This is a genomic window from Bradyrhizobium valentinum (assembly GCF_001440405.1).
In the GTDB taxonomy this organism is placed as follows: domain Bacteria; phylum Pseudomonadota; class Alphaproteobacteria; order Rhizobiales; family Xanthobacteraceae; genus Bradyrhizobium; species Bradyrhizobium valentinum.
On the sequence record NZ_LLXX01000239.1, the window covers coordinates 49472 to 62922 of the forward strand.

Genomic DNA, 13451 nt, shown 5'->3' on the forward strand with positions numbered 1-13451 from the left:
TATTCGTGGTCTCGACGATCATCCGGTCGTGCATGTGGCCTTCAGCGATGCAGTCGCTTACGCGAAATGGGCTGGCAAGGATTTGCCGACCGAAGCGGAATGGGAATTTGCAGCGCGCGGCGGGCTCGACGACACCGAATTTGCGTGGGGCGATGAATTCACGCCGGCCGGCCGCCACATGGCAAACACCTGGCAGGGAGAATTCCCTCGCCAGAACGCCAATGCCGATGGCTTCGAACGTACCTCGCCGGTCACTGCATTCCCGCCGAATGGCTATGGACTTTACGACATGATCGGCAACGTCTGGGAATGGACTGACGACTGGTATTCGCCAAAGCATCAGGCGGATGCGGCGAAGGCCTGCTGCATTCCGAAGAACCCGCGCGGCGGGCGCGAGGATGGCAGCTACGACCCCCGAACGACCAACGTGAAGATTCCACAGAAGGTCATCAAAGGCGGCTCGCATTTGTGCGCGCCGAACTACTGCCGGCGATACCGGCCGGCTGCGCGTCATGCGGAGCCGATCGATACTTCCACGAGTCATCTTGGCTTTCGGTGCATCAGGCGAGAAGCCTCTGATGCATCATAAAACAGGAGAGCGTACCAATGTTGAGTTCCATATTGCCCGACAAGCCGCCCTTTACTGCAACGCCGCCACGCAAGACGTCCGGTTGGCACAAACGGTCCTGCGCCACGCTGCTCAGCGCGTCGATGATGATGCCGCTGGTTGGGCTGGCCAGCACGCAGGCAGCCGCACAGCAGCCGGCTCGGCAACCGGTTCAGCAGCCGGCTCCGCAGCCGGCTCAGCAGCCGGCCCAGAAACCCAATATCATTTTCATCATGGGCGATGACATCGGCTGGATGCAGCCGAGTATCTACCATCGCGGCCTGATGGTCGGCGAAACACCGAACATCGATCGCATCGGGCAGGAAGGTGCGATGTTCACGGACTACGTGGCGATGCAGAGCTGCACCTCCGGCCGCAATGCCTTCTTCACCGGTATGTATCCGCTGCGCACCGGCATGATCCCGCCTCAACTCCCGGGCAGCCCGTCCTACTTGCGGCCCGGCACGCCAGCGCTCGCGAAGTTCCTGCTCGATCTCGGGTACAACACCGGCGAATTCGGCAAGAACCATCTCGGCGACCACACCGATGCCCTGCCGACCGCGCACGGCTTCCAGGAATATTGGGGCTATCTCTACCACCTCGACGCAATGCAGGGGGTGAGCTTCCCCGACATCAACAAGACGCCGCTCCAGCAGACTGTTGCACCGCCTTGCAGGAACACGCCGATTCCCGGCATCCCGGAAGTGCCCGGTGCCGTGGATCCCAAGACCACGCTGTGCCTCACGCCCCCGCGCAATGTTCTGTCGTGCAAGTCCTCGGACGGCACGAGCAAGAACCAGATGTGCGCTGACGAGGGCCCGCTGACGCTGGATCGCTCGAAAACGGTGGACGAAGAGATCTCGACGAAGGTCATCGAGTTCCTCGACCGCAACGACCCGAAGAAGACCAACAAGCCATTCTTCGTCTGGTACAACCCGGCGCGCATGCACGTCGTCACCGTGCTGCCGCCGAAGTACGAGGCCATGCTGGGCGAGCGCGGCGGCAAGGACTGGGGTACCAACGAAGCCGGCATGAAGCAGATGGACGACAACATCGGTCTCGTCCTCAAGAAACTGGACGATATGGGCCAGGCCAACAATACGATCGTTGTGTTCACCACCGACAACGGTGCCGAGGCGATCTCATTCCCGGACGGCGGCGTGACCCCGTTCAAGGGCCAGAAGGGCGAAGCCTGGGAAGGCGGCTACCGCGCGCCGATGGTAATCAAATGGCCGGGCGTCATCAAACCGGGCACGGTGCACAACCAGTTGTTCGCCGCTCTCGACTGGGTACCCACGCTGACCGACATCGGCGGCGGGCCCAAGGGTGACGAACTGAAGCAGCAGATCGAGGCGGGCCGGTATCCCGGCATCGTCAAGACGACGTTGGACGGCGTCAACCAGCGTGACTTCCTGGAAGGCAAGTCGGCCAAATCGGCACGCGATTACTTCTTCTATTTCTCGGGTTCAACGCCGTCGGCGGTGCGCTACAAGAACTGGAAGATGTACTACACCATGTCGCAGCCCGGGCCGGCCGGCTGGATCATGCCGCTGATCCCCTTCCACTTCACCTTGGTCCAGAACATCAAGCGTGATCCCTTCGAGCAGAACGTCGGCGTCGACCAGAAGTCGGCTATGAGCATGGGCGGTGCGCTGGGCGCCCCGGCGACCGCTTTCCAGTACGACTGGAACATGCTGCCGATCGGCCAGCGGTTGTGGCTGGAGCACCTGCTGTCATACGAGAAGTATCCGCCGCTGCAGGCCCCTGAGTCCTACAACCTCTCTAGCATCCTGGAGCAGGTCAAGAACGGCAGCCGCCACGCCAGCGACTAGCTGCGCAAGGCAGGCGCAAGGTGACCAAGCGGACGCCCCACGGGGCGTCCGCCCACACACACGACAGGTAAGCGATAAATGCGCTGAATGTGCTGAGTGAATGGGGAGGTTACTTATCATGAGTATCGTCAGGAACGCTTGTGTCGGTCTTCTCTCATCGCTCGCTGCCGCGACGGCGCTGGTCTCGCCGCTGTGTGCGCAGCAACAGCAAAAACCCAACATCCTCGTCATCATGGGCGATGACGTCGGCTACTGGAACATTAGCGCCTACAATCGCGGCATGATGGGCTACCGCACGCCCAACATCGACCGCATCGCGAACGAAGGCGCAATCTTTACCGACTATTATGGACAGCAGTCCTGCACCGCAGGCCGTGCAGCGTTCATCACCGGCCAGAGTCCATTGCGGACTGGACTCTTGAAGGTGGGCCTGCCGGGAGCGAAGGAAGGCCTGTCGGGACAGGATCCGACCATTGCCGATCTGCTCAAGCCGCAGGGCTATGCGACCGGGCAATTCGGCAAGAACCATCTCGGAGATCGCAACGAGTTCCTGCCTACCGTGCACGGCTTCGACGAGTTCTTCGGCAACCTCTATCATTTGAATGCCGAGGATGAACCGGAGCACCCGGACTATCCGAAAAATCCTGCATTCAGGGCGCAGTTTGGTCCGCGTGGCGTCATGAAATGCGTTGCGACCACTATCGATACTCCGGGCGACGATCCGCGCTTCGGCCCGTGGGGCAAACAGAAGTGCGAGGATACCGGACCGCTCACCAAGAAGCGCATGGAGACAGTCGACGAGGAATTCCTCACCGCCTCAGTGGACTTCATCGACCGCGCGAATCGCGACAAGAAGCCTTTCTTTGTTTGGTTCAATTCGAGCCGCATGCACATCTGGACGCGTCTCAAGCCTGAGTCCCAGGGAAAAACCGGTCTTGGTATCTATCCTGACGGCATGGTGGAGCACGACGGGCAAGTCGGACAATTGCTGAAAAAGCTCGACGATCTCGGCATCGCCAACAACACGATCGTGATCTACACGACCGATAACGGTGCTGAAACATTCTCCTGGCCCGACGGCGGCACAACGCCTTTCCGAGGCGAGAAAAACACCAACTGGGAGGGTGGCTATCGCGTCCCGGCGATGGTGCGCTGGCCCGGACTGGTGCCGGCACGGACCGAAATCAACGACGTGTTTTCAGCGGAGGATTGGGCGACAACGCTGGTTGCGGCGGCGGGCGAGCCCGACGTCAAGGCAAAGCTGCTGGTGGGCTACGATGCCGGTGGCAAGAACTTCAAAGTCCACCTCGACGGCTACGACCAGCGCGACCTTCTCGCCCGCAAGGGCGCCAACAAGCGCCGCGAATTCTTCTACTGGACCGACGACGGCAATCTCGCCGGCCTTCGCTACGACCAATGGAAGGCGGTATTCATGGAACAGAAGGCCCATGGGTTCGACGTGTGGGCGCAGCCGATGATTCAACTTCGCTTGCCATCGCTGTTCAACCTCCGGTCCGATCCGTTCGAGCGAGCCCAGCACGAAGCCGGCGACTATGTCAGGTGGTTCGTCGAGCATGCATTTGTGCTCGTCCCGGCACAGGCGATCGTGGGGCAGCACCTCATGAGTTTCCAGCAGTTTCCGCCGCGGCAGCGGCCCGGCTCGTTCTCGGTCGAGCAGGCCATGGAGAAGCTAAGGAATCCACCGTCCAGCAATTGAATTCGACTTATTCCGATTGGAAGCGAGTAGCGAAATCCAAGGAGCCCATCATGACTATCAAGAGTCGAACTGGCTGCATGATTATCGCCCTCCTGCTCTGCGGGACAGCGCCGGCGCTGGCCCAGACCACGCCTTCGACGCCGCAGCACGCGCCGCTGCAGAAGACGATCGGCCAAGCCAGGCCGGAGATTGTGCCGTCGCTCATCGTCATGAACGCCCGCGGCGCCAGCCTGCAGGGCGGAAAATTGACACTCACCGGCGTGGCGCCCAACTCGATCGTTTTCGCGGACCGCCCGGTGCGGGCGGCAGGGCATTCGCTCACGACCCACCTGCTGGAGGAATGGTCGCCAAACAATGCCAGCGATGAGAGCTTTACCAAGGACCCGCCGAACGCCACCGTCTCGGTGTTCAGTACGGACGGCTCAAAAATCCGCGATGCCGTTGTGGTGCTAAAGACGGCGAAGCTCGAGGGCGACCGGCTGACCTTCGACGTGGATGTGCTCGAAGGTGATCTTTCCGGCGGCGACGGGCCGGCGGCGCTCTTCATCGACCGCTTCGGCTTCGGCGGCTTTCACGGTGGTGGCTTCCACGCGGGCGGCATGGGTGGCTTCCACGCGGCGGGCTTCCGCGGCGGCTACGCGCGGGTCGGGGGTCGTCCCTACGTCGCTCGTGGTGCCTGGTATCGCGGGGGCTACGGTGCTGCAGCAGTCGGTGCCGCCGCGGTGGGTGGAGCTGCGCTGGGTGCGGCGGCTGCAAATGCCGCCTATCCCTACTGCGGCTATTACCCTTATCCGCCGTGCTACTGAGGACTGCACGAGCCATGCATACGCCTTTGCACGCAGCATGATGATTGAAAACTGGCTCCGGGGAACGAACCTAAGGGGATCAACCATGAAACCGATCGTGCGATTTCCGTTTATCGACCGCCGCGTCCTGCTCTCGTCGTTGGCGCTGCTTCCGATCCTGTCCGCCCCGCTTCGCTCTAGTTCGGCCGTGGCACAGGCGCAGCGCGATCCACTCCCGTCCTGGAACGACGGCGCGACGAAAGCCTCGATCCTCGATTTCGTCGCGCGGGTCACGACGCAAGGCGGGCCCTTCTTCGTCCCAGTGGAGCAACGCATCGCGACGTTCGACAATGACGGCACGCTCTGGATCGAGCAGCCGATGTATATCCAATTGGCCTTCGCCCTCGACCGGGTCAAGGCGCTTGCGCCCATGCATCCGGAATGGAAGACCAAGCAGCCATTCGCGGCGGTGCTGGACAACGACCTGAAGGGGCTTGCGGCGTCAGGCGAGAAAGGATTGGTCGAAATCATCGCGGTGACGCATGCCGGGATGACCACGGCGGAGTTTGAGAAGATCGTCACTGATTGGCTCGCGACCGCGCGCGACCACCGCTTCAAGCGGCCTTATACCGAACTGGTCTACCAGCCGATGCTGGAATTGCTGGCTTGTCTGCGCGCCAATGGCTTCAAGACCTTCATCGCATCAGGCGGTGGTATCGAGTTCATGCGGCCCTGGACCGAGCGGATCTACGGAATACCTCCGGAGCAGGTCATCGGATCGTCGATCAAGACCCGATTCGAAATGAAAGACGGCGCGCCGACGCTTTTCCGGCTGCCCGAAATCAACTTCATCGACGACAAGACGGGAAAGCCGATCGGCATCAACGAGCACATTGGCCGCCGTCCGATTGCGGCCTTCGGCAATTCCGACGGCGATCTCGAAATGCTGCAATGGGCGACGCTCGGCGCCAGTGGCGCGCGGTTCGGCCTGATCGTCCACCACACCGATGCAGAGCGCGAATACGCCTACGACCGCCATTCGCATTTCGGCAAGCTCGACGCAGCGCTGGACGCGGCAGCGGTTAACAAGTGGACCGTGGTCGACATGAAGAAGGACTGGAAGCGGATCTTTGCCTTCGAATAAAGGGGCAATATAGCGATTGATTGAACCTTGGCGCACAGGCCATTTCCGGCGGTGGAATCCCTGGTGCAGGGACTCCGCGCATATGCGCCTTCGCCGACGAAGGAATGTGTGTGCACAACTCAACATCGAGGCGCAATGCACGCTAGATGGAATTCAGATTTGCCAGTTTTTGAGTAGCCTGTGGCCGCACAACCACAGACTTTAGACTTCGATTCTGATCTGCTCTGGTTGGTGTTGGCGCGTTTTGGGAGGTTAAGATGAAAATCGCTTCCTCGAATATTTGCCGGATCGCATTTACCGCCGCAGCGGCGTTGGCGCTTCATTCTCAGGCAGCCCAGGCGGACGAGAACGGTGTGTCTCTTTGGCTTCCCGGGTTTTTCGGAAGCCTGGCTGCCGCCCCGGCGGTTCCGGGATGGTCGCTTGGCACGGTGGCCTATCACACCAGCGTGGACGCTTCCGGCAACGTTGCGGCAGCACGACAAATCTCGATAGGCCAGGTGCCGGTGACGGCAAACGTCAATCTCAACGCCAATCTGGATGCCCGTGGCGATATGTTGTTTATTGCGCCAACCTACACCTTCCCGACGCCCGTGCTCGGCGGCCAGCTTGCTGTCGGCGTAATTGGTGTCGTCGGCAACCTTGACACCAGCATAGCCGGGACGCTGACCGCCCAGGTCGGTCCCATCGTCGCGACACGCAGTGGGTTCTTGTCGGATTCGTTTACCGGCGTCGGCGATCTCTATCCGTTGGTGACGCTGAAATGGAATCAGGGCGTCCACAATTACATGGTCTACGGGTACGGCGACATCCCGGTCGGAGCCTACGACTCCAGACGCCTATCCAACATAGGCATCGGGCATGGCGGCATCGACTTCGGCGCGGGCTATACCTACCTCAACCCGACGACGGGAATCGAATTTTCCGGCGTCGGCGGCTTCACCTACAATTTCGAGAATCCATCCACGCAATATCAAAACGGCATCGACTTCCATTTTGACTGGGGCGCATCGCACTGGCTGTCCAAACAGCTCTTCGTCGGCATGGTCGGATATGCCTACCAGCAGGTCACTGACGATATTGGCGCAGCAGCATTCCTCAACGGATTCAAATCGCGCGTTTTCAGCGTTGGCCCCCAAATCGGCTACCTATTCCCAATTGGCGACAAGCAGGGATATCTCAATCTCAAGGGTTACAAGGAATTTGCCGCAGAAAATCGACCCGAGGGTTGGAACGTCTGGTTAACCTTCGCCATCTCGAATGCCGCGCCGACATCAACGGTGACGCCGACAAGGCATGCGATCACGAAGTAGAGCCTTGAAACCGGTCGATGTAGCCTTGGGCCAGCTCCACACTCGGCGCGCAAAGCTGGTACCAACCTGTTTCAAAAAGCGGCCGTTCAAAAGAAACGACCCCAGCCTGGGGGCTGAGGTCCGCTGGGGTCGTTCTATGCCGGGCCGCGCCGATCCCCATGCCGTCCCGGCATGTGCGCAAACTAAAATCTGATTCCAGCCGCTGTCTGTAGGGAACCCGACGGTGACCTGATCTCAAAACGGTGCGGCCAGTACCCGTCAGGCCAGATGGCAGGCCACGAAATGCCCATCGCTGCCTTGCTTCAGTTCTGGCGCGCTTTCCCGGCAGCGCGCCTCGGCGATCGGGCAGCGGGTGTGAAAGTGACAGCCGCGCGGTGGGTTCATCGGGCTCGGCACATCGCCCTGCAGGCGGATCCGCTTGCGCTTGACCTTCGGGTCCGGCACCGGCACTGCGGAGAGCAGCGCCTGTGTATAGGGATGCCGCGGATGGCGGTAGAGGTCGCGCGCGCTCGCCAGTTCGACGATGCGGCCGAGATACATCACCGCCACATGGTCGGAAATATGCTCCACCACTGAAAGATCGTGAGCAACGAACAAATAGGTGAGGTTGAGGTCGGCTTGCAGATCCTCCAGCAGATTGATCACCTGCGCCTGAATGGACACGTCGAGCGCGGAAACCGGCTCGTCGCATACGATGAATTTGGGCTCCACCGCGAGCGCACGCGCAATTACGATGCGCTGGCGCTGGCCGCCGGAAAATTCATGCGGGTAGCGGCGCATGTGCTCGGCCTTCAGTCCCACCTTGACGAGCAGGCTCGCCACGCGGTCCTCCCGCTCGCTTGCCGAGGAAGCGAGTTCGTGGATGGTGAAGGCTTCGCCAAGGATCGCGCCGACCGTCATGCGTGGATTGAGCGAGGCAAAAGGATCCTGGAACACGATCTGCATGTTGCGACGCATGGCGCGCAGGTCTCCGCCGGAAAGGCCAAGCACATCGTGTCCGTCAAAGACGATCTTGCCCTCGCTGGGTTCGAGTAGGCGCAGCACGCAGCGTGCCGCGGTGGACTTGCCACAACCGGACTCGCCAACCAGGCCGAGCGTTTCGCCGCGATTGACCGCAAAGGAAACGCCGTCCACCGCGTGAACGCGCCCGACCTCGCGCGAAAGGAGTCCGCCCTTGACGGAAAAATGCTTCTTCAGACCGGTGACGCGCAGCAGGGGCTCGCTCATCGTGTCTCTCCCCGCGTGTCTCCAAGGTGACAGGCCATGCGATGGCCCGGTGCGACCTCGCGCAGAACCGGTTCCTGTTTGGAGCAAAGACCAAAGGCGTGGCGGCAGCGCGGTGCGAAGCGGCAGCCGGGCGCCGGATTGATCAGCATCGGCACGGTGCCGCCGATGGCTTCCAGCCGGGTCTTGTGCATGCTGTCGAGGTCGATGCGCGGGATCGAGCGGATCAGGCCCTGCGTGTAGGGGTGGCGCGGGCTTTCGAACAGGCTGTCGACATCGGCCTCTTCCACCACCTTGCCGGCGTACATCACCACGACTCGCTGCGCGGTTTCCGCCACCACGCCCATAGCGTGGGTGATCAGCATGACAGCCATGCCGAAGCGTTCCTTCATGTCCTGCAGCAGGTCGAGAATTTGCGCCTGAATGGTCACGTCGAGCGCGGTGGTCGGCTCGTCGGCGATGACGAGCTTGGGCTTGCAGGCAAGTGCCATGGCGATCATGACGCGTTGGCGCATGCCGCCCGAGAACTGGTGCGGGTAATCATGCACGCGGCCCTCGGCATTGGGAATCTGCACCAGCTTCAGCATCTCTACCGTGCGGGCAAGCGCGTCCTTCCGCGAGAGGCCCTCGTGACGGCGCAGGCTTTCGGCGATCTGCTCACCAACCGACAGCACCGGGTTGAGCGAGGTCATCGGTTCCTGGAAGATGAAGCCGATCTCCTTGGCCCTGATGTCGTCCAGGTCGCTGCTGGAGAGCGGCACGAGATCGCGGCCTTCGAAGATGATCTGGCCCTCGACGATGCGGCCTGGCGGCATTGCGATCAGCTTCAGGATCGACATCGCCGTGACGGTCTTGCCGCAGCCGGATTCCCCGACCACGCAGAGTGTCTCGCCCTTGTTGAGAACGATGTCGACGCCGTCGACGGCCTGAAGCATGCCGTCGTCGGTGGCGAAGTGGGTTTTCAGCCCCTTGATTTCGAGCAGCGGCGCCATCAGATCACCCGCCGCGCGTCGAGCGCGTCGCGCAACCCGTCGCCGATGAAATTGATGGCCACCACGGCGATGAAGATGGCGCCGCCTGGAAACATCGCCCAGTGCGCGGCAATGTCGAGATAGTCCTTGGCGTCGAACAATAGCCGTCCCCAGGTCGGGGTATCCGGCGGAAAGCCGAGGCCGAGAAACGACAGCGTCGATTCCGCGATGATCGCCGCCGCCACGTCGATGGTGCCCGCGATGATCACCGGCCCGACGGCGTTGGGCAGGATGTGGCGCACCACCTGCCGCATCGGGCTGGCGCCGAGCGCGCGCGCCGCCTCGACGAATTCCTTCTCGCGCAACGACAGGAATTGCGCGCGCACCAGGCGGGCGACCGGCATCCAGCGCAGCCCGCCGATGACGAGCACGATCAGGATGAAGATGCCGCCTTCGGGGCCGAACACGGCCTTCAGCCCATCGCGGAACAGATAGATGAGCAACAGCAGCAATGGCAGTTGCGGCAGCGAGAGGAACAGATCGGTCAGCCACATCAGCGCATGCCCAAGCGCGCCGCGCGACATGCCGGCGAGCGCCCCGATCAGCGTGCCGACGATGACGGCGACCGCCATGGCCGCAAGGCCGACCGCAAGCGATATCCGTCCGCCGTAGATCATGCGGGCGAGAATGTCCTGCCCGAGATCGTCGGTGCCGAAGGGATGGGCGAGCGAGGGGCCCTCGAGGCGGGCAGTGAAATCGATTTCGTTGATGCTGACGCGCCAGACGAGGGGGCCAAACACCACCACCGCGATCAGGGCGAGCAGCAGCAATGCGCTGACCACGGCAAGCCGGTGGCGGCGATAGCGCCGCCAGGTCTCGCGCCAGGGCGAATAGCCACGCCGCTCAGCGGAGGGAAATGCGAGGGTCGAGCCAGCCATACAGGACATCCGCGATCAGGTTGAAGAGCACCACGAGACAGGCGAACACGAAGGTCACGGCCATCACGACCGGCGTATCGTTGGAGAGAATCGATGAGATCAGCAGCGAGCCGATGCCCGGAATGCGAAAGATCTGTTCGGTGACGATGGCGCCGCCGAACACGGCCGGCATCTGCAGCGCGACCAGGGTGACGACCGGGATCATCGCGTTGCGCATCGCGTGCTTGACGATCACCCTTGTCTGCCCGAGGCCCTTGGCGCGGGCGGTGGTGACGTAGTCGAGGCGGATCACGTCCAGCATGGCCGAGCGCACGAAGCGCGTCATGGATGCCGCCTGGAACAGCCCAAGTACCATCACCGGCATGATGGCCTGCCGGACCTGTTCGATCACCCAGTGGATGCCGGTCGCCTTGATGTCGGTCGTATAGACAAACGGCAGCCAGTCCAGCTTGATCGAAAACACCAGGATGAACAAAAGGCCGGTAAAGAAGGTCGGCAGCGAGAAGCCGATGAAGGCGAGCGTGTTGGCGATCTGGTCGAAGATCGAATAGGGCCGGGTGGCGGCGAAGACGCCGACCGGGATCGCAATCAGCAGCGCCAGCACCTGCGCGGAGCCGATCACATACAGCGTCGTCGGCAGGCGCTGCAGGATGAGCGTATCGACGTTCATCCGGCTGACGAAGGAAAAGCCCCAGTCGCCCTGCGTCATGGCGGCGAGCCAACGCAGGTAGCGGACATGGACCGGATCGTCGAGGCCGAATTTGGTCCGAAGCGCTTGCGCCACTTCGGGCGGCACGTTTGGATTGGTCACGAGCTCTGCGAACGGATCGCCGGGCGCCAGCGCAAGCACCGTGAACAGAACGAGCGAAATGCCGAGCAGGCTCGGCACGGCGATCAGCAGGCGACGCAGGATATACTGCCGCATGAGGGACGATCTATGCCGGCTTCAGGCCTCTCGATACCAGTCCTGGATATTGTCGGTGTCGTTGGTCCAGCCGCTGAGCACCGGGCGCAGCGAGTTGACCGCCGCGCCGACCTTCAGGCGGTGCATCACCGGGATGACCACCGTGTCCTCCCACATGATGTCGTTGGCCCTGATGTAGAACGCGGCCCGCTTGACCGGATCGACTTCGGCCTCCGCCGCGTCGATCGCAGCGTCAAACTCCTTGTTGACCCAGCGCGGGAAATTCCTGCCCTGCCACTTGTTTTCCTTGGTAGCCACGAAGCGCGAATGGAAGCGCCGCATATGCTGAGCCGGGTCGGGCTGGGTCATCGGAATCTGGAACATCTCGATGTCGGCGTAGAACTTGGAGTAGGTGTCGGGATTGGCGACATCCGAAGAGAAAAACACCGAGGCGACGACCGATTTCAGTTCGACGTCGATGCCGGCCTTCTGACAGGCCTGTTTGATGATCGCCTGGGTCTTCTGGCGCGGGCCGTTGATCGAGGTTTGGTACAGGAGTTTCAGTTTCCTTCCGTCCTTCTCACGGATCCCGTCAGCCCCGGCTTTCCATCCGGCCTCTTCCAATAGCTGGGTCGCCTTCTCGATGCTGAATTCCCATTTCGTGTTCTTGGAGACGAATTGTTCGGGCCCGTTGAGGAAGCTGGCCGTGGTGCGTCCGGCGCGACCGTAGATGTGCTTCTGAACGGCATCGCGGTCGACGAGCAGCGCGAGCGCCTTGCGTACGGCCGGATCGGAGAACAGGGGATGCTTGGTCTTGATCGACGAGCGTTCGCCGTCGATCTCGGTGTTGGGGTCCGTGAAGTTCAGCGCAATGAATTCGATGTCGCCGCCGGTCGTATAGACGGTCTTGCCCTTGCCGCCCTTCTCCAGGCGCAGCAGGACCTCGTCTTCCACCTGCATGTTCCAGGCATAGTCAAATTCGCCGGTCTGAATCACCGCGCGCGCCGCCGAGACGGCATCGCCGCCGCCCTTGATCTCGATCGTATCGAAGTAGGGTCGGTTCGGCATGTGATAGTCGGGATTGATTTCCCCGCGCACAAGGTCGCCCGGCTTGAACTCGACGAATTTGTAGGGACCGGTGCCGACGGGCTTGAGGTTGTTGGGAGCCTCGCGGGATTTGGCACCCTTGTAGTCCGCGAACAGATGCTTGGGCAGGATGCAGCCGACCACCGCGACAAAGGCATCGGCCCAGAACGGGGTGGGACCCTTGAACAGGACGCGGACGGTGAGGTCGTCGACCTTTTCGACGGTGATGTCCTGGTAGACGCCGATGGTCAACGCTGCGGTAGCGGGATCGCGGGCATATTCCCAGTTGAATACGACGTCGTCGGCGGTGAACGGTTTGCCGTCATGCCATTTGACGCCTGGCTTGAGCTTCCACGTCACCGACTTGCCGTCGGCAGCGAGGCCGCCGTTCTGCGTCGACGGAATTTCCGCCGCCAGAATCGGGCAGAGGTTGCCGGCCGCGTCCCAGCTCGCCAGCGGTTCATAGAACAGGCGCGAGCCGTCCTGGTCCTTGGTGCCGGTGGCAAAATGCGGATTGAGCAGGGTCGCCCCCTGCCACCACAGCAGCTTCAGCGGGCCGCCGCCGCCACGCTTGGTCGGCTTGTAGGGAGCCTTGCTCTGCGCCATCGCTACCCCGCCGACGGCGAGGATCTGCGTGGCCATCGGCGCGGTGAGGCCGAGTGCGATCAGGTGCTGAACGAAGGCGCGGCGATCCATGCGGCCGTCCTTCACCTCGTCGATCATGGTTCGCAGTTCATTGTCCAGCATCGTTGTCCCCGTCTGCTTCCGGCGTGGTTACGGCGTGCCGCTGGGCGGTCGCCTTTCGCTGGGTCGTAAGATGGCACATCAAATGCCCCCGAGGTCAACGGCTTGTGATCGACAATTCGAAGGGTGGCGGAGCGGCCAATGATTTTTGCTTGGGCAGAATCACGCTGCGCCGCACATCGCTTTGGC

At 62.0% G+C, this 13451-nt stretch carries 11 protein-coding genes; 6 read left to right on the forward strand and 5 right to left on the reverse strand.

The window, feature by feature from the left end; genetic code table 11:
• From CP49_RS48515 to CP49_RS41295, 6 genes are all read left to right on the forward strand, one after another.
• Positions 1–589 (forward strand): formylglycine-generating enzyme family protein (locus CP49_RS48515; protein WP_245311132.1); only part of this gene is annotated, 589 nt, incomplete at its 5' end.
• Between the two features lie 251 nt (positions 590–840).
• Positions 841–2439, forward strand: a complete 1599-nt coding sequence (locus CP49_RS41275) for an arylsulfatase (protein ID WP_420807694.1) — start codon at positions 841–843, stop codon at positions 2437–2439.
• A gap of 118 nt (positions 2440–2557) precedes the next feature.
• Positions 2558–4156, forward strand: a complete 1599-nt coding sequence (locus CP49_RS41280; protein ID WP_245311134.1) for an arylsulfatase — start codon at positions 2558–2560, stop codon at positions 4154–4156.
• Between the two features lie 50 nt (positions 4157–4206).
• Positions 4207–4962: a hypothetical protein gene (locus CP49_RS41285; protein WP_057855846.1), complete on the forward strand. Its 756-nt coding sequence runs from the start codon at positions 4207–4209 to the stop codon at positions 4960–4962.
• An 85-nt stretch (positions 4963–5047) separates the two neighbouring features.
• A complete protein-coding gene (locus CP49_RS41290) occupies positions 5048–6085 on the forward strand; it encodes an HAD family hydrolase (RefSeq protein ID WP_057855807.1) in 1038 nt (345 codons plus the stop codon).
• Positions 6086–6342: 257 nt separating this feature from the next.
• A complete protein-coding gene (locus CP49_RS41295; RefSeq protein WP_057855808.1) occupies positions 6343–7395 on the forward strand; it encodes a SphA family protein in 1053 nt (350 codons plus the stop codon).
• A gap of 258 nt (positions 7396–7653) precedes the next feature.
• Here the strand turns inward: CP49_RS41295 and CP49_RS41300 are convergent, their stop codons facing one another.
• Genes CP49_RS41300 through CP49_RS41320 form a run of 5 tightly spaced genes read right to left on the reverse strand, consistent with a single transcriptional unit; the run spans position 7654 to position 13265 of the window.
• On the reverse strand, positions 7654–8622 hold the full coding sequence (locus CP49_RS41300; protein ID WP_057855809.1) for an ABC transporter ATP-binding protein: 969 nt from the start codon (positions 8620–8622) through the stop codon (positions 7654–7656).
• A complete protein-coding gene (locus CP49_RS41305) occupies positions 8619–9611 on the reverse strand; it encodes an ABC transporter ATP-binding protein (protein WP_057855810.1) in 993 nt (330 codons plus the stop codon). Before CP49_RS41305 ends, CP49_RS41300 begins: the two co-directional genes overlap by 4 nt.
• Positions 9611–10528, reverse strand: coding sequence for an ABC transporter permease (locus CP49_RS41310; RefSeq protein WP_057855811.1), 918 nt, complete (start codon positions 10526–10528; stop codon positions 9611–9613). Before CP49_RS41310 ends, CP49_RS41305 begins: the two co-directional genes overlap by 1 nt.
• The gene (locus tag CP49_RS41315) at positions 10494–11453 is read right to left on the reverse strand and encodes an ABC transporter permease (protein WP_057855812.1); all 960 of its coding nucleotides are present in this window, start codon (positions 11451–11453) and stop codon (positions 10494–10496) included. The genes CP49_RS41310 and CP49_RS41315 overlap by 35 nt, the downstream gene beginning before the upstream one ends.
• 21 nt (positions 11454–11474) lie before the next feature.
• The gene (locus CP49_RS41320) at positions 11475–13265 is read right to left on the reverse strand and encodes a peptide ABC transporter substrate-binding protein (RefSeq protein WP_057855813.1); all 1791 of its coding nucleotides are present in this window, start codon (positions 13263–13265) and stop codon (positions 11475–11477) included.
• Between the last annotated feature and the right edge of the window lie 186 nt (positions 13266–13451).